General features: G+C 53.6%; 16 protein-coding genes. 11 read left to right on the top strand and 5 right to left on the bottom strand.

Features of this window, described 5'->3' with window-relative positions:
- Positions 1-582: 582 nt before the first annotated feature.
- The 6 genes from KT882_RS05600 to KT882_RS05575 all read left to right on the top strand — a co-directional run bounded on the left by KT882_RS05600 (position 583) and on the right by KT882_RS05575 (position 11,444).
- Positions 583-1,764: a tyrosine-type recombinase/integrase gene (locus KT882_RS05600; protein ID WP_228894817.1), complete on the top strand. Its 1,182-nt coding sequence runs from the start codon at positions 583-585 to the stop codon at positions 1,762-1,764.
- A gap of 356 nt (positions 1,765-2,120) precedes the next feature.
- Positions 2,121-4,031 (top strand): DNA primase family protein, encoded by a 1,911-nt coding sequence (locus tag KT882_RS05595; RefSeq protein WP_228894816.1) that lies wholly within the window; start codon positions 2,121-2,123, stop codon positions 4,029-4,031.
- A gap of 125 nt (positions 4,032-4,156) precedes the next feature.
- Positions 4,157-5,068, top strand: coding sequence for a hypothetical protein (locus tag KT882_RS05590; protein WP_228894814.1), 912 nt, complete (start codon positions 4,157-4,159; stop codon positions 5,066-5,068).
- Between the two features lie 317 nt (positions 5,069-5,385).
- Positions 5,386-8,847: an AAA domain-containing protein gene (locus tag KT882_RS05585; RefSeq protein WP_267478640.1), complete on the top strand. Its 3,462-nt coding sequence runs from the start codon at positions 5,386-5,388 to the stop codon at positions 8,845-8,847.
- Entirely contained in the window at positions 8,844-10,304 is a 1,461-nt protein-coding gene (locus KT882_RS05580) for a phospholipase D-like domain-containing protein (protein ID WP_228894811.1), read from the top strand. The genes KT882_RS05585 and KT882_RS05580 overlap by 4 nt, the downstream gene beginning before the upstream one ends.
- A gap of 705 nt (positions 10,305-11,009) precedes the next feature.
- Positions 11,010-11,444, top strand: a complete 435-nt coding sequence (locus KT882_RS05575; protein ID WP_228894810.1) for a serine hydrolase domain-containing protein — start codon at positions 11,010-11,012, stop codon at positions 11,442-11,444.
- A gap of 233 nt (positions 11,445-11,677) precedes the next feature.
- On the opposite strand, the gene istB is transcribed toward KT882_RS05575, so the two are convergent.
- The 3 genes from istB to KT882_RS05560 all read right to left on the bottom strand — a co-directional run bounded on the left by istB (position 11,678) and on the right by KT882_RS05560 (position 14,757).
- Positions 11,678-12,451 carry an IS21-like element helper ATPase IstB gene (istB, locus tag KT882_RS05570; protein WP_228894809.1) on the bottom strand — a complete coding sequence of 258 codons (774 nt, stop codon included), beginning with the start codon at positions 12,449-12,451 and terminating at the stop codon, positions 11,678-11,680.
- Entirely contained in the window at positions 12,441-14,024 is a 1,584-nt protein-coding gene (gene istA / locus KT882_RS05565) for an IS21 family transposase (protein WP_228894808.1), read from the bottom strand. The genes istB and istA overlap by 11 nt, the downstream gene beginning before the upstream one ends.
- A gap of 415 nt (positions 14,025-14,439) precedes the next feature.
- The gene (locus KT882_RS05560; protein WP_228894805.1) at positions 14,440-14,757 is read right to left on the bottom strand and encodes a hypothetical protein; all 318 of its coding nucleotides are present in this window, start codon (positions 14,755-14,757) and stop codon (positions 14,440-14,442) included.
- A 268-nt stretch (positions 14,758-15,025) separates the two neighbouring features.
- On the opposite strand from KT882_RS05560, the gene KT882_RS05555 reads away from it, so the two are divergent.
- The 3 genes from KT882_RS05555 to KT882_RS05545 all read left to right on the top strand — a co-directional run bounded on the left by KT882_RS05555 (position 15,026) and on the right by KT882_RS05545 (position 18,848).
- On the top strand, positions 15,026-15,952 hold the full coding sequence (locus KT882_RS05555) for a hypothetical protein (RefSeq protein WP_228894803.1): 927 nt from the start codon (positions 15,026-15,028) through the stop codon (positions 15,950-15,952).
- A 224-nt stretch (positions 15,953-16,176) separates the two neighbouring features.
- Positions 16,177-17,094: a hypothetical protein gene (locus KT882_RS05550; RefSeq protein ID WP_228894801.1), complete on the top strand. Its 918-nt coding sequence runs from the start codon at positions 16,177-16,179 to the stop codon at positions 17,092-17,094.
- Positions 17,091-18,848: a hypothetical protein gene (locus KT882_RS05545; protein ID WP_228894800.1), complete on the top strand. Its 1,758-nt coding sequence runs from the start codon at positions 17,091-17,093 to the stop codon at positions 18,846-18,848. Before KT882_RS05550 ends, KT882_RS05545 begins: the two co-directional genes overlap by 4 nt.
- A gap of 171 nt (positions 18,849-19,019) precedes the next feature.
- Here the strand turns inward: KT882_RS05545 and KT882_RS05540 are convergent, their stop codons facing one another.
- Both KT882_RS05540 and KT882_RS05535 read right to left on the bottom strand, forming a co-directional pair.
- Positions 19,020-19,829, bottom strand: a complete 810-nt coding sequence (locus KT882_RS05540; RefSeq protein ID WP_228894798.1) for a hypothetical protein — start codon at positions 19,827-19,829, stop codon at positions 19,020-19,022.
- Positions 19,830-20,047: 218 nt separating this feature from the next.
- Positions 20,048-20,287: a helix-turn-helix domain-containing protein gene (locus tag KT882_RS05535; RefSeq protein ID WP_228896547.1), complete on the bottom strand. Its 240-nt coding sequence runs from the start codon at positions 20,285-20,287 to the stop codon at positions 20,048-20,050.
- A 116-nt stretch (positions 20,288-20,403) separates the two neighbouring features.
- Between KT882_RS05535 and KT882_RS05530 the strand changes: the two genes are divergently transcribed.
- Both KT882_RS05530 and KT882_RS05525 read left to right on the top strand, forming a co-directional pair.
- Entirely contained in the window at positions 20,404-20,781 is a 378-nt protein-coding gene (locus KT882_RS05530; RefSeq protein WP_228894796.1) for a hypothetical protein, read from the top strand.
- A 689-nt stretch (positions 20,782-21,470) separates the two neighbouring features.
- Complete coding sequence (locus tag KT882_RS05525; protein WP_228894794.1) at positions 21,471-21,716, top strand: hypothetical protein; 246 nt, start codon at positions 21,471-21,473, stop codon at positions 21,714-21,716.
- The last annotated feature ends 524 nt before the right edge of the window (positions 21,717-22,240 follow it).

Below are 22,240 nucleotides of genomic sequence, written 5' to 3'. Positions count from 1 at the left end.
CGCATCAGTCCTGGCTGCCACAGTGCTGCCAAAACATTCCCCCTCTTCTCCCCCTGCAATGATCTTGTTCGGACCTTGACAGGGGGAGAAGAGGTAGAAATCTTCAATAGCAGTGCGGATTTTACGCCGCCGTTTTCCCCTGACCGGCCCGCAATAGGCCGGCGAAAAGCCAAGGTTTGGCATCCCTTACCGCGCGCGCTTCAATCAACCAAGCAGCGCAAGGCCTGATTGGACAGCCAGCGCCCCGGGTGCGTTCAGTTCCAGGGACTAACAAGACATGCGTCGCACACCGGTTCCGTCAAGAAGTTTCCCGACGCGACGCCCCCACCAGCACTGCATGCATGTAGATAAGGGAACGATCGCATTGAGTCAGACCGAGCCCCGTTCTATCGGAGATTCCCAATCAAGGTCATCCCATTTTCTTGAACAAGATAATAGGGGACTCGCATTTCGCACGCCTCCTTGAGGTCGACACCTCAGCCCTGGTTCGTCCTGATCCAGGGAATCCCACTCCCTAAATCCAAGCCACCGCCGCGCAGCTCCGCTCGCACGGCTGCTTTTTTGCATGCATAAGGAAAACCCATGAAATTGACCAACCGCCTCATTGAGGCCATGTCCGGCCCCGGCCCAGGATCTACTGCCAAAGCCAAGGAGGTGAGCGACTCCGTTGTCACCGGACTGCGCATCATCTGCAGTGCAGGCACAGCACAGCGAAAGTTCTTCTACTTCCACTATACATTCCACGGTAAGCGCGACAAATTGAAGATCGGCGAGTTCCCCGCAATAGGGATTGAGCAGGCCAGGAAGCAAGCACTGGCATGGCGAGCCGCCATCGACGAGGAGATCAATCCAAAGGAGCAGCGCGACCACGTAAGGGCAATGCCAACGTTCTCCGAATACGCTATGGAAAAGTACCTCCCTTACGCCAAGCAGCACAAATCCAGTTGGGACATGGACGAATCAAAACTGCGCCTGCACCTTATCCCCAAATTCGGATCGCGTCGCATCTCCGACATCGCACTCCCCGACGTTGAGATGTATCTGGGCCAAATCAAATCCTCGCATAGTCCATCGACGGCTAACCGCCATCTGGCCCTGCTTTCGAAGATGTTCAAGTTGGCATTGAGCTGGAAGCACATCAAACACAACCCCTGCCTCGGCATCGCCAAGTTTAAGGAGCCAGCGGGAAGAACAGATTCATTGTCCGCTGAAGACCTGAAGAAGATGCTCAAGGCAATGGATAACGAGCCAAACAAACAAGCGGTAGGTGCGTTGAGGCTCCTGCTATTGACCGGCACGCGTCGGGAGGAGGCGCTCCAATCCCGCTGGGAGCACATCGATCTGGACAACGCGAGGTGGTTCCTGCCGAAGACAAAGAACGGCAAGACGCGCCACGTTGTACTCAACCCAGAGGCTGTGGAACTCCTTCGCAATCACCCGCGCATTTCGGGCAACCCTTGGGTGTTCCCGGGCCGCGATCCGTCACGCCCGCTCAACAACCCACGTAAGGCTTTTACAAGGATCTTGGATGCAGCCGGGTTGCCGCACCTGCGTATCCATTCGCTTCGTCACGTTTTTGCATCGTTCGCCGTTTCGTCCGGGGCCAGCCTTTATCAGGTGCAGCAGTTACTTGGTCACGCTTCCCCCAACATGACACAACGTTACGCCCACCTCGCCGACGACGTTTTAAGGCAGGCATCAAGCTCGGTTTCAAGTATTTATAGCCAGGCAAAGGCGGGGGCAGAGGCATCGTCCGGAGCATAGTACCCGGCACGCACATACCCTTGCTTTGATCATTCATTTTCACAGCTATTCGCCAACCGAACGGTCGGCGAATAGCTGATTTTTTTTGTCCCGATTTCTGCCGCGTAGAACACGGGCGCGCCTCAGCAAAGTCCATGGTGCGCCGAAACGCAGGCAAAACGCAAAGAAGCTTCCTGAAGAAGTTTTGAACAAGGTAATAGAGCACTTTTTCACTGGTGCTTCCACCTGTGGGCCAGTACCGCCCGCAGGCTGCAATAACCGGATGCGCGGTCAGGCGCATCCGATCATCTATCAATCCCGGCCAATCTGTTCTAACGCATATCGGCCGGACATCTACTTTCATAAGAGCTATCCAAATGTTGAAATTCAAGATCAGTCGCTTCGACTGCTGCACGGATGTCGTTCCAAAACAGCAGTCCATCAGCTTCGAGGACATCGTCAACACGTACCTCACAAGGCACGATATACGTGAGGACAAAGACGGCCCTATGTTCTCTGGCACTACATACTTGGCACGCATGACTCGCAGCAATCGCGCCGCCAACGCCGTGTCAATGGGCGTGTTTGACTTCGACGGTGTAGAGCCTGAGTCCATCCATCAAACACTGACTGAAGCAGGCATCAAGGCCGTACTAGTGTCGACCCACAGCCACTCGCCAGAGACCCCATGCTTCCGCGCCGTGATCCCCTTTGCGGCCCCTATCCCGGCACGTGCATGGCCGCATATGTTCGAGGTATTCAATGATCTCTTTGATGCTTCGATTGATCCGCAGACCAAGGCAGTGTCCCAAGCCTTCTATCTACCTTCCTGCACAGAACAACACAAAAGTAATGCTTTCGTATTGCAGATAGACGGCGAGCTGTTCGACGCCGTGGGGACAATCAAAGAACTGGGACTCGATCTCGCCCCCGGGGACGTCGAACAGGACGATGAGGTCAAGCAACCAAAAAAGACCAAAGGCCCAACTGGCTCCAGCTCAAAGGACTGCCCGCGACAGATGGCCGAAGAGATTTTGTCCACCTTGTTCAACGACCATCTCAAGTTCTTCAACTTCGAGTTCTATGCCTACAGGAACGGCTACTGGCATCAGTTGGACCGCCACGTGGATGTCGAACAGCGCATCATGCGCGCTTTCACGCGGCTCAACGTTAGCGTTGTAAAACAGATCGTCGAGAACCTCCAAAGCTTGACCTTCGTGCGCGAAATCGCGACCAGCCGCCGCGATGGCGGCCGCCTGCTTTGCCTGAATAATGGGACGCTGGACCTCGCTACCGGCACCCTGCTGGGCCACGACCCAGAGCACAACTTAGTCAACAAGATGGACGTCGATTGGAACCCGGATGCCAAGGCTCCAATCTTCATGAACGCGCTCAACGAAATCTTCCAGCTGGATCAGGACCGCGAGGAACGGGTCCAGTTCATGCTGGAATGGTTCGGCTACTGCCTAGTACCGGACGTCAGCCAGCACAAATTCCTCTGGTTGGTCGGCAGTGGCGGCAACGGCAAGTCGGTGCTCCTCAACACACTGGCGGCGCTGCTCGGAAAAGACAATGTGTCCTACGCGATGCTTGAGCGTATGGGAAAACCATCGGTCCGGGCAGAGCTACAGGGGAAACTGTGCAACATCAGCCCCGAAATGAACGCGGATGCAACCCTCGCAGACGGCTATCTCAAGGCAGTCGTCGCTGGCGACTGGATCGAGGCCGAGAAGAAGTTCCAACCCTCATTCTCCTTCCAGCCATTCGCACGCGTCGTCGCCGCGACCAATTCGCTGCCGTACCTCAAAGACACGACCGATGGCTTCTTCCGGCGGGCGATCATCCTGGAGCTCACCCGCAAGTTCACCGGGAAGGAGGTGGACAAGCACCTTCAAAACAAGATTCTCAGCGAACTTGACGGAATCCTGGTGCTGGCGGTCAACGCCTTGATGGATCTGCGCCAACGCGACGAGTTCATCATCCCTGAATCTGCCGTCAGGACCGCAAACAAGTACCGAGACGAGTCCGACAGCGTGCGCTACTTCGTCCGGGAAGCATGCAAAGAAGACAGCAAGGGTACTAAGCCGGCGGAGCTCTATGAGCAGTATCAGCGCTTCGCAGCCCGGTTCCGTTTCCCCGCACTGAACCTCATCAAATTCGGCAAGCAGCTTAGCAACCTCGGCATCGGAAGCCGCGACTCCAACGGCAACAAGTTCTGGCTTGTGGCCGCGACGGAGTATCAGCGTGAGACATACACCCGCACTTCATTGGAAGACGCCATGAACTGAAGTGCGATTCGCAGTAGTAACTCCCATCAACCAGTAGGAACCTGACTGCATCGCCTTAACCCATTCAGGCGATGCTCTTTTTCTCATCGGGCCACATCAGTGGCCCATTTTTTTGAAAGCTCTATATGAACAGCATTTCCAACAACAACATCGTCTTCGTCGATATGGACACCGTTACAAACGTCTTTATCTGGGATCATCAACTGACGGCTCCAATTATGCGTGCTGCCGATGGCTTCAATGTAGGCGACTATGTCATTGCCCTACGCGGCGAAATGGTCGTTGGTGCGGGGCGCATCAGTGACCGCTTCTTCTTGCAGCAATACCAAGGTAGCGACAGCTACATCTCTAAACGCTGGGTGCGTATGAACATTACCCCAGCTTCGGCTCCTTCGTTGCTGTCGGCAAAGCAGCGTCGCGCTCTGCAAGCTTCGGCTTCGAAGTATGGCTCCAAATTTCCCGGATTCACGGGGGTGCTGGGCATGCGCACTACCGACACGGCTTGTTTCGATCAGTTGCTGGGCCTAATGCGTCCTTGCATCAAGGCACAAGGCTCACACGTGGATCAATGGTTGGCTCATCAAACGCAAAAGATCATGGATCGAGATGACATCTGCGACGAGATTAAAGTCGATCTGTGCCAGGCACTTGCAGGCAAGGGCAAGGTGGGTGATGCGGTATTTGACCGTGACTACGATCGCATCGACTCGGACCACGACCTGGACCTCGTGGCAACTCGCATCGTACCGTGGGAAGCCTGCACTAACGATGAACGCCTTGATCCAAACAACTACTTGCTGATGGATTCGCAACTCGCCGAGCACTTCGAAAAAGGGTTGGTCAGTTTCCGCAACTCCGGAAACCAGTTCCATGACAAGGCAATGGACGAGGACGCATTCGACCCGTGGGTCGATCCTGAATTCTCCCTGCCTGCCCTGAATGCAAAGCAGAAAAAGTACCTGGCTTACCACCGCAAGTACGTGTACAAGCAATGGCGCACCGATGCGCCGAAACCGATGTACCTCGCCGCTCAGTAACAAGCCGACTCCTCCATGCGCCCGTCGCATGGAGGGTTTCTAGCCCTGCTTGCCGCGCTCTTCACCGCGATGCCATTAGGAATACGCCGCGCTGCCATGTGGTTCGACCAAATGTGACAATTTGCGCATATTTTATTTTGGCAATACGGTACACTTGTCCATGCAAGGGGCGTTTTTATGCCCCGATGGCCTCCGAACTGCGAGCAGTCGTGTAAGAGCAGCCGCGCCCCGGACATCAACAAGTTGGCATGTGTTAGCCAAATTCGATGTCGTTCGTTTGTCCCTCCGCCACCTAACCATAACCCGAGGACATCCCGATGGCCGAAGATAGAAGTAGTCTGGGTCTGCCGAGAATCAAAGAGGGCCGCGAGGCAGCGCGGTTGTCGTTCTCTGAAGGACGCTACGTCACTCGGGGCGCGCCGCGAAGCGGTGGCCTTGCATCCGTCTACAAGGCTACAGACTTGGACACTGGAGAAACGGTCGCCATTAAAGTGTTCCGAACGGGCGAGGGCACCGACGATGTAGTAGAAGAATCGTTCCGCCGAGAGGTACAAGCGCTTTCCGACCTAAATCACCCAAATATTGTACGAATTCGCGCTTCTGGCAGAGATATTCAAGATGCCGCCCACTTCATCGTGATGGATTGGATTGAAGAAGATTTGAACGCCTTCTTCGAGAGACAACGTTTTGCAAAGTGGGACGATTTCTTTGACGTGATAGGTCGAGCGATTTTGGATGGATTGGTCTTTGCCTACTCGAACGCCATCGCACACCGTGACGTCAAGCCATCTAACATTCTGATCGATGAAGGTGGGCAACCGAAGATTTGCGATTTCGGCATTTCAAAGATCCGTGATTTCCTTGCACCTGGCGTGACACTTGCGCAGTTTGCCTCTGCTCCTTTCGCGCCGCCGGAGTTCGATGACGGAAATTACAGTTATAGCCGCGATGTGTTCGGCTATGCCGCAGTTGCCATCTCGGCGTTAAGCGCGAAGACACCTAGCAATCAAGAGGAGCTGCTTCATGCACTTGAGGATGTGGCACTGGATGAAGATATCCGACGCCTGCTACGTCTATGCCTGTCATTAGACAACCCTGCTGCACGGCCCCCAAACGTCCTACTCTTGCAAGCCGAATTGCAGAAATTGAAGCCAAGACTTGTGCGGCAGCCGCGCGGAGTCGTGATTGTTGCCCTGACGAACAAACTACGGGGCATTATAGAATATGACCTGGCATTGCGTGGTGACCGTGCAGATCGCTTTGTCGAACGCGACCTTGAAGACGCAAGTTGCGAAGAACTCCCTCCTCAACAAGATCGTCCGAATCGCAGTGTTCGAATCTATGGTCAGAAGTATGGTTATACCGCCGTTGTAGATGATTCTAAAGAGAAGCTGTTGCTAGTAAGTGCGCTCGAGTTTTCTCCATCGGAACTCGAAGCAAAGCGCAATAGAGCATGTACTGCGGAGTACAAGTTCGCAGTTCGAGGTCCTTCCGGCACAGATTCCCAAGCCGCTATTGACGCGCTCCTTGAACAAATTCTAGCTTTCTCAGCAGATCAAAAGCTACGAGTGATGGAACAACGGGAACAGGCGTTGTACAGGACTTGGCTGGATTTACTCAGCGCCAAGACCGATTTGGAGAAGCAGCACAAAGTTAGCGCGCACTATGATGGCATTGAGTCCAGCGGCGAATTCGTGCGATTGATCCTAGTACAAGGTTTCGACACTAGTTTGTTCGCCGACCAAGATGTCATTGTCGATGTTGGTGGGAAGAGTTTTAGCGGTTCCGTCATATCGTTCAACGACAACAGCGTTTTGATGCGCCCGAATGAACGTAGCAAGATCCAGGCTTCGGAGTTGCCGCGAAGTGGCGTCTTGGAAGCAGACACAACTAAGTCCGACGTCGCACTAGACAAGCAAAAATCTGCCCTGGAGGCGGTTCGATACGGAAGATCCGTAAATCCGAATCTCGGAAAGTTTATTCTGAACCCTGGGGAAATCCCGATTCCAGCGATTGCTGACGTGGAATTCATCCAAAGCCACATCGACGACGACAAAAAGAATGCGGTCCTGACAGCGCTCTCTGGCCCAGAGCTAATGCTCGTAGAAGGGCCGCCTGGCACCGGCAAGACAACCTTCATTACCGAATTGGTGCTTCAAACGCTTAGGGAAAGTCCCAATGCACGAATCCTATTGACCTCGCAAACACACGTTGCTCTCGACAATTCACTTGAGCGAATCGTCGGTAACGGAAAATTTCCTGTACGTGCTGTGCGAATTGGGAATGAAAACGATGAACGCATTTCGACGGCCAGCAAGAAGCTACTTTTGGATGCAAAACTTCCAGAGATGCGAAAAGAGGCGTTGGCATCAGGGAGAAGCTTTATCGAGAATTGGGCTGCAAGGCATGGTGTTAGCCACGCTGACACACGCAAGGCAATGGCTCTAGAACGCCACGCTGGATTGAAGGCACGGCTTGAGGAGCTCGACGAAGCGATAGCCGATTTGATGCCACAACTCAGCGATGAAGCCAAGAAGGCCTTAGACGCCGAACAGCAATCTGAGCTTGACGAACGCATGCAGGGACTTACTCATGAGCGTGACGAACTCGATAAGGAATTGAAGCTGTCCTTCAAGTCCTTGAACGATCACTTCGACAACAAGAGCGACTTAAAGGAATATGCAGATTGTTCGGCGTCAGAATTGCGTATTTGGGCAGATGCCCACTCCAACGGGACAGCTAGCGGAACGCAGCTCAAGAAATTGTTGCTGGCCCATGCGGAATGGGAGATCCGGTTTGGACGGAGCCAAGAATTCCGGGCTGCTGTAATAGCGTCCTCACAAATTGTCGCGGGCACATGCCTGGGCGTAATGGGAGTGCCCGGACGTAACGAAATTACGTATGATCTATGTATCGTAGACGAAGCGTCTATTGCGACGCCGACTGAAGCTCTCGTCCCGATGTCGAGGGCCAGGCGTACCGTCCTGGTCGGTGACAATATGCAATTGTCCCCATTCCAAGATCCGCGACTCAAGTCAGCGGGTCTTCTAACCAAATACAACCTGTCGCCAGAGGATCAGAAGGCGACCCTCTTCCGGCTACTTACTGATCAATTACCCCCCGCATTGCGAAAGCGCCTGACGACACAGCATCGCATGATTCCTGCGATCGGAAATCTCGTATCGAATTGCTTTTATGGCGGCGATCTGAATAGCATTGATCGAACCGCTGCAGCTCACGTGGCGGGAGCCCTACCCCGCGCCGTCACATGGTTCTCTACAAGCCGATTGCCCGACAGAGCTTCACGAAAAATTGGATCATCTCACTTCAATTCAAGGGAAGTTGAGCAAGTTCTTTTGCTACTGAAGCGCATCGATTTCTTTGTTCAGCGAGGACGGAACAAGGACAAGAAAATTTCCGTTGCCGTTCTCACAGGATATGGTGAACAGAAACAACGCTTACGTACGGCGATCCAGGCTAGGCGGCATGAATGGGCCAGCTACTCAGAGATTTTCGTAAACGTAGTCGATGCATTCCAAGGGCGGGAGGCCGACATGGTTATCTTCTCAGTTACGCGCTCCGAGGCAAAAGGATTAGGGTTTTTGCGAGAAATGGAACGCATTAACGTGGCACTTTCGCGGGCCAAGGAGCTGCTTGCGATCGTTGGGGATCATTATTACTGTCAGACGGTGGAAACGACACTCAACCCGCTTCGAGACGTAATCGATTACATTCGATGCAATCCAAGTGATTGCGCCTTAGAGGAGCTGCAACCATGATTCTTGAAGACGTACTTGAGCAAGCAAGCAATGCACGTGCGGGCTTCGAACTTGCCTCCTTCAAAGAAGCTGGCCTTCCGGTTTACTTGTTAACGGTGCGTGTCTTAACTCAGGAACGCAAGCCACTAAGCCCGATTGACGAGGGTACTCTCAAAGCAATCGCGGCAGGTTTGGATACGCCAGGGGACATTGGGGAATTTCTTGGTTTGGCAGGAAATGTTTTGACGCCTGTTCTTGCTGGGCTCTATACACTTGAGCTCATAAACTATGTGCGAGCCATGACTGCGACTGCCCCTAAGGTATCCCTTACAAAAAAGGGAGCCAATGTCCTTGCTGATGCCGCGATAATTTCACCCAAAGAGCGCACCGTAAGAATTTGTTTCGATGCATTGACAAAGCGTCTCTTATTTGTCGCCCCTGCGGCACTGGACAGGCCTCGCGACATGAAAGAGCGCGGTATCCTTGAGATCCCAACTGGTGCATCCAAGCGGCCGGAAGTTGAAGACATTCCGCTTGAGGATTTTGACCATGCTTTGGCTCGACAAAGCGGTGGCCGCGAACGAGTGGGAGATCTACTTGCGGTTCGCCGAATTGAACGAAGAGAACTGAACTACCTGCCGTGCCTGATGCTCTTTTATCGAAACATTGCGCAGCCAACGGAAATTGATGTCGCTTTCTGGCGCGAAGATGGCCCATCACTTGAGCACGAAACTATCTTCCGCCGGCTTGGTGGTCACGACTTGGTCGGCGCGCAGTTCTTAAGCAACGGTCGCATGGAGCCTCTCATTGAAATAGTGGAGCATGGCACAGATCATCAGCCGCCCCTCTCAATCGAGGCAGCGACGACAGAATCTGCAACCCAAACTTCTCCAAGGCAGGAAGACATCCCCTCGCAAATGCCGCACGCTTCGGTCGACACAATCGAGTCAATCTATTGCCATCAACATCCAGCACTCCTCAAGAAGGCTTTGTTGACATCAAAAAAGCGCCTCTTGATAATTTCTCCCTGGATCCGTCATCAGGTCGTGAACTGGGAGTTCATTGCATCTTTGGAGGCATTGCTCCGTCAGGGAGTTGACGTACACATTGGCTATGGCCTCGATGATGGTGATGCTGGAGCAAAAGGTGACGCGGCCAAAAGCAAATTGCCTATTACGCCGCAAGCCGAAAGAGATCTTAAGCAACTTGAAGAAAAGTACAAGAGTAAATTTAAATTCACCTTCGTCGGGAATACACACCGCAAAGTATTGATCTCCGATGATAATTTCGCAGTTGTGACCAGCTTCAATTGGCTGTCTTTCAAAGGCGATCCTCGTGACAAGCCCCGTGATGAGGGAGGCATAGTAATTCGAAAGAAGACCTATGTTGACAACGAGTTCGAAAGGGCCGTAAACCTACTCAAGAACGGCTACAGTGGCGCCAGCGCGGCTGCGAGCAGTGCTGGAAAACGTAGTTGATCCAGTTGCGATGGTCACGCATTTCTTGACGGGTAAAAATTGTCGCCGGTTAGCTGCTGGCCTTCGCGCCGATTTTTGCGTATCGCCACTTACATCGCAAAAAAATTTGACCAGGTAGTTACCTGGCGCGATCAGTTTATCGGGGAGGAAAGCGCCGGTCTTTGTCCGGCCTACCAGGGTAAAATGGGCGGCATAAGTGGTCAAAAGCACCGATAGCAGAGATGCTTTTGTCCCGATAGATCAGGCACGGGAAGCGAGCGTCCGACCTGCATCAAGGATCGACCAGACTGAAATCATGAAGAATGGCTGCGTGCCGGAAGAACCTTTATGGCGCACCTTTGCGGGAATAATTCTTGTTCGGCGCTGGTCTTGAAAATCCTTGTGTCGGTGGTTCGATTCCGCCCCGGGCCACCAAGAACATCGTTCACGCAACGCCCACTCATGCAGGTGGGCGTTTTTGTTTCTGGAACGTTTGTGAAACTCGCCATCCGCGCGCCCGCCCCATCCCCGCCTATCGCCAACATTGGACATCCTGTCCAGCCCACATGCATCCCGTCGTTTATCCCCCGCCCTGCATTTTCGACAATGTTACATTGCCGTGGCTTCAAAAAATTCACCAAGGTTTATCGGCCAAACCGAATAGGAGATCCAAAGATGCGGTTCTTACCTGCGATATGCATATTGTTCAGTTTCTGTGGCGTCGCCATGGGTGCACCGAGCAAGGTTGAACGCATCGACGCGTTGATCGCGGGCGCTCATGCGCGTGGCGTTTTTAACGGCGTCGTGCTGGTGGCGCAACGCGGGACGCCGATTTATCAGCGTGCCATTGGTTTCGACAGCGCAACGCGCACCCGACAACTCAGCATGGAATCCCGCTTTCCGATTGGCTCGATCACCAAGGAGTTCAATGCAGCGGGCATCATGTTCCTGGTCGAGGCGGGAAAACTCGATCTCGATGCGCCTATTGCCCAGCTGCTCCCGGAACTGCCCGCATGGGCTCAGCAGATCAGGCTCATCGACCTGTTGCGCTACACCAGCGGACTTCCCCGCATGCATGAAGCGACGGACGAGCAATTCTTTCTGAAACTAAAGGAAATAAAGGCGCTGGCGTTTCCACCCGGCCAGGGCTACATCTACTGAGTAAACGCCTCAAAACCACCATGCAATAGCATTGAAAACCGGCCACCTGCTCGCCAGCACCACCACCACCCTCCGACCTTGAGCCCCGCCACCGAGTAGCTTCCAAAACCACCACCCATTCGCCTGCAAAAACACCACCCGTTCGCATTCAAAACCTACCACTCAATCGCCTCCAAAACCAGCCACTGAGAGACTGCCATGCCGGCCACGTGTTCACCGGCATAGCTCACGGCTCATTTCTTCTTAGGCCGGCCGACCTTCGGCTTTTGCGCAGCCAACCCGTATAAAGGGCGGAGGGACTCTCCTGACAGCTTTAAATTGTACGAGCGATGAATCAAGCGATCCATCAGCGCATCGGCCACCGCCTTGACGTCGATGAGGTCATGCCAAAGCTCCATGGGGGTTTGGCTGGTGATGATGAGCGATTTGGATCCAAGGCGACTTTCGATCAATTCCAGGATGTCGTTTGGCGCGCGCCCCACAAACGGTTGCAGGCCCCAGTCGTCGAGGATGAGCAAGTCGATTTTCTTCAAGCGATCCAACATTTGATTGAAGTCTGCGGTCGCATGGGCTGCAAGTAAGGACTCCATCAATTCTGCAACGCGGATAAACTGTGCGGACATGCCCATGCGGCATACGTGGTTGGCCAACGCGCATGCAAGCCAAGTTTTTCCGGTACCCGTGGGGCCGGTGAGTACCACGTTATAGCCAGAGCGCACCCATTCAAGCGATGTCAGGCTCAGCATCGTGGACTTGTCGAGACCTCGTGGCGCGCGGTAGTCAACGTCTTCAATACAGGCATCCGTCATTTTCAAACGAGCCCTCTTAAGCAGGTACTGTAAGCGCTTGTTGTCCCGGATGCTGCTCTCATGGTCCACCATGCTTCGGACACGAAGTTCAAACGGAATTTCGTTTGCCGACGGATTGACAAGCTGTCGTTCGAACTCGGCAGCCATGCCGTAAAGCTTCAGACTGTTGAGTTTATCGATGGTGTAGTTATTCATCATTGTCAATCTCCTCGGATTGTTGGAGTATCCGGGCGTAGTACTCGGCGCCGCGGATATTTTCATGTGCATGTTTGATGCCGGGGCCGTCGTAAGCACCTTCGGGAAGCAACGTGTCCAGCTTTTTGGCCAGAATGTCCCTGACAGCCTGAGTGGACGAGACTTTGTTCGACATGGCGTAGGCGCATACTTCCTCCACGCGCTGGTTGCCGTACTTCTTGCACAGAGATTTCATGCCTTCCGTCGTGCGGTATCCGACCAGATGGTTGCGTGCTTTGCTGACCTGAATATCCAACAGCGCAGCAGTGTTTGAACCTACCGTTCGCGCCCACTCCAGAGCCTGCTCGGCCGACCAATGTGAGACAGCACGATGGTTTGCGGGTTGGTGATCCGGATTCGTGCTCACGCTGCCGATAACGCGACTACGGGGATGTGCCGCGACGGGCGCGCCGCAATGGATTACTTCAACAATATCCTCAGTAAGGCGATAGTCCACTTCCATCGTGCGCAGTCGATGAGGGACACTGTAAAAACTTCCTTCAACGTTGATATGGTAGTCATGGGCTACCCGTACCTTGCCCCACTCCGCAAGCTCGAATGGCGTTGCGGGTAGCGGCTGCAAAGCGGGACGCTCATGCTCGAGCCAGCGGCTAAACCGGCTCCCAGGGAGTTTCTGAAATGCCTTGGCATTCAACCGTTCCAATAGCTGACCGATTTCCTCGTTAAGCTCGCTGAGCGAAAAGAAGGTCCGTTTTCTCAACGCAAACAATATCCAGCGCTGGGCCAGCAGAACGCCGCCTTCAACGGATGGCTTGTCCTTCGGCCGTCGCGCCCGCGCCGGAAAGGGCATTGTCCCGTAATGCTGGCACATCATCTTGTACGATTCGTTGAGAACTGGAAAAAAGCGGTCTGCTTTCGTCACTCCCGATTTGAGGTTGTCGGGAACGACAAACTGGGGCACGCCGCCGAAATACGCAAACATGCGCACATGCGACCTGAGCCAGTCAGCCAAGCGCTGGCTGGGCGTGGCTTCGCAGTAAGTGAATTTGGATCCCCCAAGCACAGCGACGAAAAGCTCGCATTCGACCTTGGTTCCTGCGGCGGCATCGATGTAGTGCGGCCGCAAACCTGAATAATCGATGTAGGCAAATTCACCGAACTGGTCCACACGGCGCATGGATATCTTGAGTTTTTTTTGATACCGCCGGTAGAGCTTGCAAAAGTGCTGGTACCCCAGCTCCTTGCCCTCGGGCGCCTGCTCAATCCACTCTTGATAAAGGATAGCGCGCGTTGCCCCCTTCTGCTGAAGAGACAGGTGGATCTGATCAAAGTCGATTGCATAGTCAACGCCCTGCGCTTCCGGCTGCGCGTAAAGGATAGAGGTGAGTTGCTCCTCGGTCAGGTCCGGGGGCAACGGCCACGGCAGCTCTCCTGCCTGGTGCTTTTTCAAGATTCTTGAGATGGTGCCGCGGTCGACATGGAGCAACGTCGACGTCGCGCGCTGCGAAAAATTTCGATCTAGCATGCACGCCAGGATTTCCCTGGCAAGTTGCATGGTGGCTGTTCTGTTGGTCATAGCGATCCCCTCCGGCCACCTGGCGGTGGTCAGTTGCTAAAAAGTATGTAAATGAAGCTGGCTTGACAGCCTATAGGCGAGCACGGAGAATGGATCACATCTGCAGGATGTATCCTCGAGGGCAAAGGTCTGGACACCTTTGCCCTTGTTTTTTCTGCGGTCGTCTGTCTTCAAGATGCGTTAGCTCATCGGCATCCTCCTTTCAGGTGCGCGATTCTTGTTGCTCTCGACGTAGTAGGGACGCAGCTATCCCTGCCGGTTGCGCATATGACTGCGCGGCATGTTGACAGTGCGCTTGGGGAGGGGGCATACTGGGCATCGGATTGTTCAATTTCCAAATGCTTTGTAAAAGGCTTGCGAGTTCGCTGCTCGCAAGCCTTTTTGTATTGGCCCTCTGGATTTTTCTAATTCCAGGTCATTGGGCCTCCTCTGTTGTGGGTTGTCCGGCCGCGCTCTGCAGGCTCCCGCTCATCTCCGCATTGACCGCGCGGCTACGCTGGACAAGAAGCCATTTTGCGACGTCGGCAACCAAGGCAAATTTGCCGCGGCGATTCTCTATGTCGAATACCGGTACAGGCACGTGCTTGCGGGCCAGCGCCTGACGGAAGGCATCCTTGGATGGATATCCCAAGGCCTGGCACAAGTCATCGTTGCCAATCAACGGCCCATAGCGATGCAGCAGCTGGCGCTCGATCATCACTTCCATCGGCACGTCAAAATCAGCCTGGTTCATCGGTAGTCACGCGAAAAAAGGTTTGGCGGATGCGTCAACAAATCTTAGCAAGCTATCTTGCTGTTGCATAACTAAACGTTCGCCGCCATTTTTCTTCTCTTTTGCTTTTATATCAACACATAAGCCTCTGTTTCCTTTAAGATTTACTCGAACTGTTTAACACAATCATGAAATGTAACTGGCGGCGATGGGATCGAAAAGGCGAGATGAGGGTGTAGATAAAATCCGCACCATTTACTGGAGTCGACTCCTGTCTAGGCGCACAGGAATGTTGACCCCACGGGAGTTATGGCAATTGCTTGATGCCGGCCGGTCTGGCGGGGGCGATGACGACGGACAAAACCGCAGTCCGAAATTTCCGCATTACGCCCGCGGGGTGCACGTGCCACATGCCAACATGGTTGACCAGGCTGAGCGCCTAGTAAGTGGTTCGGCCGCTTGTCTGAACCATGTACTGTGGGAGGTGTTAAGGCTGCCCTGGCAGTCGCTGGAAAAAAAAGCGGCCGACATGCTGCGCTGGCTGTCGCCAGAGGTTCAAAAGCTAGTTCTTGATTCAGCCAACCGGATTCGCCTGGAGAGCGGCCACCACTTTTTGCGTGCGCTGGAGCGGCGCCGCAGCCTTGACGGGCTCGCTGCGTTAACTTTGCTGCTGCGTTTGGCGATCGAACGGCAGCAGCAAGAACAAATTAAGGAATACGCGTATAGCGTGCTGCGAATGCTGCTTGTGCTGGGAGAGATGCTCATTGAGCATGGGGTCGGCGAAATGCTCTTCGACCTTTACGCCGAACGCATCTTCCCCCTTGTCACTTTCGATGGACTTGTATTCGATTTGAGCGATTACCCCTATGCGCTCTTGGCCCGCGAACTGCAATTCCAAGTGATGAAGACTTACATACGCGCCCGGTTCCCTGACAGGCAGGATCACTCCGACAAAATCATCACCAATATCCTTGCTGGTCAGTACGCGGCGTTCTTCAAGGTCCTGTCAGAACCATTGCTTATCCCGAATATTGCTGTCGGGCCGCCAGCGCCGAGGGCCATTGAGCACCTTGCTGAGCAGCGAAGGCTGAAGGAAGCTGCCATGCAGGTGAACGGCCTTAACTCTTCCGAGGGCTGGCCGCGATTGACTACGTCGCTGGCCCCCACTACCGATCTGATCCAGCCGATGATGATGTTCAAGTCCAGCGGAGATTGACAGGAGGCGACATCGCTTCCTTTTGTCGCTAAGATGCAGGACACGAATGATCCCAGAGGAGCAAAAGTGAGCCGAGCCGACCACCGTCGATTTGAAAAAGAATTCGCCAAAATCATGAAGGTGCCACCGGATAGACCGACCTCGGCCAAAGTGCCATCTAACATACTTGAGCTCTGCAGCAACAGTTCGAGGTTAGGCAGTGCTAAACATAGAACGAGAAAAATATGAGTGGCCTTTTCGATATTAACGGTGTGAATCTTGATCGCGGGTTCGAGAATCTGAAGGAAGCTCGGTCGCCAGTTGAGCAGCAGCTACGTGGCATACTCCAGGAGATGTGGGATCGCTATGAACCCTATGCCGATCCAGACTTTCGGAATGGCTTCGCGCGCGATGTGGATGGCCGCTTTTGGGAGATGTATCTAGGCTGCATGCTTCTTGAGGCAGGCCGGACCCTGCTGCCCGTGGTTGAACGCCAACGCCAAGGCGGTCAGCCAGACCTCTGCATCCTCGAAGACGATCGTCGAGTCTGGATCGAGGCAATTGCTCCAGACGAGGGGGCCGCAGGCCCTGACCAAATCGTGCGCCCCATACCAGGCGGTGGCCTTGCTGCCGCGCCGATCCGCCAGGCGCAGCTTCGGACCTCCGGCGCTTTCTGGACCAAAGCGCAGAAGATCGGGCGCTACATTGAACAAGGCGTGATCGCGCCGGAAGACGCCCGCATTGTCGCGATCAGTGCCAGCCGCTTCGGCGTCTACGTAACTGAGCAGCCTCTTCCCCTCATCCTGACTACGCTGTTTCCGATTGGCGATGCCTATATCAAGATCGATCGCGAAACTGGTGACGTCGTTGAAGAAGGCTTCCATGCCGCCCCCGTCATTCAACGCGAGCGCGATCCCATCCCACGCACAGCATTCCTCGATGAGCGCTTCGCGAATATCTCGGGCGTGATCTGGTCGCGCATCAGTATCGGTAACATGTCACGGAAGGTTCGGCCAATCACATATGTCCACAATCCCTTGGCTCAAGTTCCGCTTCCCACGAATTGGGGAGTGTGGGATCGCGAATTCGTGACGACACAGCGTGTCGACGGATGGGAGTCCAACGATATCTTGGCGCATACCGTCGCTTCGGAGGTGCTATGACGCTCGATGCGCGCAATGCAGAGCACATGGAAAGAGGGAACCAAGTGGCCGCTGAAAGTGGTCAAGCCTTGACGGCGCATATCAAGTGGCGACGTGCCGCATTCAAATGGGTTGGCACGAGGTATAGGCGTGCGATGTGGCAGGCACATTGTGCTTTCCCCAATTCGATCCGTTCGCCTCATGGACACGATGATTATTCGGAACGGGATGGGGAGAAGAACCTTCGCACTCGCTTGCCAGATGATGAGGCGTTGCATATGCGCGCAATTTGGGCGACGGAAGTCTACGGTCCAGTAGAGATTGATTCGTTGTATACAAATCTCCAGAGGCTAGGCTGGGATAAGCCCCGCGTTGGCTCGACGTTTCCAGGCGTAGTGCAATGGATCCGCGACTTTCGCATTTACGGTCACGTAGGAAATTGCAACATCGGCGTAATTACGCGAAAAAATGATCGACAGTTTCACCATATCGAATATTTTGCTCAACTACCTGAGGAAGTTGACTACCTACTGGCCTATGTTTATCAATTCTCGCCCACATTGACTTGTGTGCGGATCGGCTTCGTACTAAAGCAAGCAGCTGAAGATTGGTATGCGCAGGAGCTAGCTTTGGATCGGAGTACGACAAAAAAATCACTACCAAGAAGGTGGACGTATAGCATTTTGGGGCCCGGACATCTCAAGAAAGCTGCCATTGACAATGCACGGGAGCGTTACAGGAAAATCGCAACCAGCTGGTTTAGTCGGGAATTGCCAGGATTTTTCTCAAATGCACGGGATGGCAACCGCCTTCCAACTGCGGAGTTTATCACCACTGAACGAGAATATTTGTTCGAATGGGCAGCAAAAAAAGAGGCGGACGATCCCCATCAGGACTGGAAGCGGCTAGTGTTGAACCATCGTCATTTGGGTGAATGGACAAGCAGTTCGGTTTCGTCATTACAAATTTCGGACGAAGAATTTGAGGACGATGCGCGTTATCACGTTGTAATCACATTGCAAACGAAGGATTTGGAAGAAGAGAAGCTTGCCCACAAAGGTGGTAAAACGCGCCACGGGCTAGTAAGCTTTTGCGAAGACGAGGTCGGTGGAATTCTGGTCTGTTTTGCTAGCATTGCATACCTTCAAGAGGGAGATCGTATAGTTAAGTTGACTCGTGAACGCCTGCGTGCAAAAAAAGGAAACAAGAACGCGATTAAGGTCCTTGACAGCATTCGGGATTATTTTGTGGAAACAATTGGCCAGCCGGCCATTGCTAGGGAACTGCTAAGTGGAACGGAACATGTCGGTGCGTACATACACTGGTGTGAGGAATTTTCCAAAGAGGGTTGGCCAGGAGAGGAAAAGAAGTACTTTATCAGAGAGACTCTTCGTGGGAGAGTGAAAGATCTGGCGCATAGATTTATCGAAGACGAAGCGGCATCTCGTGAGCAATTCGAACAGATTTCATCGATACTGAATACTAAAGAAAGCATTAAGGCGCAGCGGAGGATGGAATGGCTGACGGTGTTGGCATTGTTGGTTTCCTTCGCTTCACTCATTGCCGCTTTGCTTGCGTTGAGTGAAGTGCGTGCATCCGTTGGTTCCTTCGTTGAGGAACGTTTCGGATCGACTCGGGCAAGCAATAGCGCCCAGATGAATAGGGAGCTAAGTGCGGTACAAAGCAGCGCAACAGATATCCAACCTACTGGGAAGAAACCATCCGCGAGCGATGCAGCTAAACTGATCGCCAAGGAAAGCGTTGGCAAACGCTGATGGAGCAAATTAGGTTTCCTCATTCCCCCGGTGTCAGGATAGATGTCGCGTCGCTTGATTTACTTTAATCAAACTGGGGACGGAGAAGAGACATGCAGTGAAACGCTACTCAGCAGAGCGTACCGGAGCTGGCAAGGGTCTACTTGATAAAAACGCCGTTCTGGACCGCGGCTACAGGATTCTCCCGCGCTCACGTTGGCGAAGCCCCTTTACATATATCGAATCCACCAACTCATCAGGACCGAGATCCAACGCGCAGTTCACAATAGTGGCTAGCGTGGCATCGGTCAGCCGCAAGTCGTTGGGCAATCGGCCGTGGTTGCGCGCGCTGTTCTCCCTGATCGCAACGAAAAGCGCCTTAAAGAAATCAGCCAAGGAGGACCGCAGCGCCGACGTGGCTACCTCCGTTAGCGGATCTGAGGCTTCCGGCGCTGCCTGCTCGGCATCCGAAGCGAGTTCGTGCAAGAAGTCGCTTAGTGTTGGCCAGTACTTCAAATCAAACTGGGTATGCAACTCTTTGAAGCGTTTTTGAACACGTGACGTGAACAGGTGGTTGTTGCTCCCAGCTGCCTCGAGCACGTCGCAAACATGGTAATGCGTATCACTGGTGAAGCCCGAGGTGTTGTGGAGATTTTTGCGTCGCTGAAGCAGGTTGGCCAACTCAGCAGCTTTGCTTGCGATCTTGCGATTGATTTCTTCGAGGTCGTCGCGTGCGTTGCGTGCCTCCCTGATCTTCTCGGGATTCCAGAACGCAGCGGTGCTGAGGACTTGCCCGAGAAAAGCCTGCAACGCGCCAGGGTAACGCGCCAATTTCCCGTGCAATTCTTCGTATACACATTGCAATTCCAACCCGCGGCCAAGCAATTGGTCCACGACGACGGTCTCGCTGGGTAAGATGTGGTGACTGTTGTTGTACCGTTTTTCGTCGAGAAGGATCTGTTCGCAAATCTGTTTCGAAATGTCGGACTGATGAGAGGTCATGGCAAGTCTGTGAAGTGATGAAGTGCCCTAGTCTAGCCAACCGTTTTGAATCTGTCGGTATCTGAAGCGCTGAAAAATGGCTGGCGTTCACATACCTACGACTCAATCCTTGGATCGTCTGATCTCGACTAGCACGCCTGGCGAAAAGTGTCCTGCGACGCGCTGCGCGAAGGCATGAGCTAGCGCTCCGCGTTTTTCGGCGAGAGCGTCCATGATCGCTATGAATTATTGTCCGGGGGAACCTCAAACAACTCTTGTATATCAACGCCGAGGGCTGTTGCAACTTTAGTAAGCACTAACAACGATGGGTTTCCCACACAGCGTTCCACCTGACTAATATACGTCCTATCCAGCTCCGAGCTGAAGGCGAGCGCCTCCTGCGACAGTCCTTTTTGACCGCGCCGTACTCGAATGTTGTACGCAAGTTGCTTGCGTAGCTGATCATAGTCCCGTGCCATGAAACCGAGCATGACGGTGCCGAGACCATCAATCCACGGATTATATTCATCACCGGGCGCGCCGCCGGGCGCGCTTGTGGAATATAATCATCAGCTGTTGAAATTCATGTAACCTGATGGGGATGTCGATGGTGATGCAGTCTTTACGCTCGCGTTTAAGAGTTTTGTCCTGGTCGGGCGCAGTGGCGGCGGCGCTCGCGGGTTGCCAAGAACAGTTTCCGTCAGTTGTTGGCGGGTCAGCAAAGACCCAAGCGTACTACTCGGCACATGCGGAAGAAGCCAAGTTGGTTGCGGAGAAATGCTTGGCTTTCGAAGCCAACGCTTTCAGCGCAATGGCGCCGAGCAAACAAAAGGCTTGGGCTGAGACAAACGACGGCATCAGTTGCGCGAACGCTAAGCAGGCGCATGCGGTTGCGCTCTGGAATGCCAGCCAGAAGCGTATCCGTGATTCTGCTGCAAGATTCGACAAACTTGTATCAAGTCCGAAAAAGTAGGACTGATAGATGCTCAAAACAAGTGATGCACACGAGATCGATGCGTATCCTTTGGGATACGGAGATGGCGTAAAAATGTGGCACGCAGCCACCCTCGAGTTGCCTACCCCTTACTTTTTCGTCTTTCATGCAATCCGCAAAGGTAGAGCATGGCTTCACGAAACCTGCGTGCTTTGGCGTAAAGCTGACGTTCTGAGGTTTTGTAGGGACGTCAGCGGAGACACCGAACGAAAGATCCTGCAAGTGTCCGTGCTGTTCCGAACGGCCGGCACTGAACGCTGGTGCATGGAGGATCTCAAGGAGATCTGGCGCGATACCGCGGCGGAGAGTGTACAAACTGCCATTTTCGTCGCCCTCGATGGTAGGCAATTGGTCCGTGGTCACTACGGACAACGAACGACTTTGCCTCCGGCAATGGAGAGAGTTTTTTGTTCAAACACGTCCTGCCCCTGACGAAAATTTCAACGAGTGCCGGGGCGGACACCGCTACCACTCGGAACCACCGATGGACTGTCCGAACCGGTGACGTTAGATGAACGCAATTTGGCGGCACTGCCGCTGCGCTCACTCATCGTAGCCGAAACAACCTACTTCTCATCACCATGAACGCTACCGTAATGTGCCCAGTTTGTAGCAATACAGTCACGCCTAAGCTTTGGCATTACCAATCCAGGTTGCCTGGCCGCTACATGAAGACCCAACATCTATGCCCAATTTGCGGCGGCTGCATGTACGAGAGCGGCGGACAAATACGTTTGTCGGGCCATTTAGGTATCCTTTTCGTGCTGTTTATAGTCGCACTGGAGGCGGCGGCTTTTCACTGGTACGAGAACTTGCTGACCCTACCGTTCTTTGCGTATTTAGGCTACCTGGCCGTGAGAGCCGGACGTCACTGCCTGCGACTGATGCGCCAGTTTCTAAATAAATTCCGCTGAAACCCGACTGGTGAGCGAACATTGTGGCGCTCGCCCGCCGTTGCTGAGTATTCTCCTCAGCTGGACAGCGATTCTCACGTGTAACCGTCTGAACAAGGCCGTCTGCACTGCCTGACCACCGTCATCCATGATGAAATTTTGGCACAGCATTTCTGCCAACAATTCCGATTATGGACACAATTTTTCAACCTATCACTTCCACGAATGCATGCGGCCACTACCGCCATTCGACGCCGCCAGCGATCGTCGCGTCAATCCATCTCGTCGCCAAACGGCCGGCCAATCGGCTGCATCAGTTCAGTGCATTTGACAGACACAATCTACGTGCCAGCTCAACTCCTGGCTATTCGCAAATCCCCTGCAAACCAGTAAATCCCACAAGTGACATTTGGTGAGTTTCCTTCGTGTATTGTTTTGCTATCGTACTGCTTACGCTAAAGCGCCGTCTATGCTCTAGCACAGAGAAGGATCGCCAGGCGTACCGACGAAAACAACGGATTAATGATGTTAGACAGCTACACCCG

Origin of the sequence: Pseudoduganella aquatica, from assembly GCF_020865585.1 — a bacterium.
Lineage (GTDB): Bacteria > Pseudomonadota > Gammaproteobacteria > Burkholderiales > Burkholderiaceae_D > Rugamonas > Rugamonas aquatica_A.
Note: the sequence above shows the minus strand (reverse complement) of the source record. Positions and strands in the feature narration are given on the sequence as shown.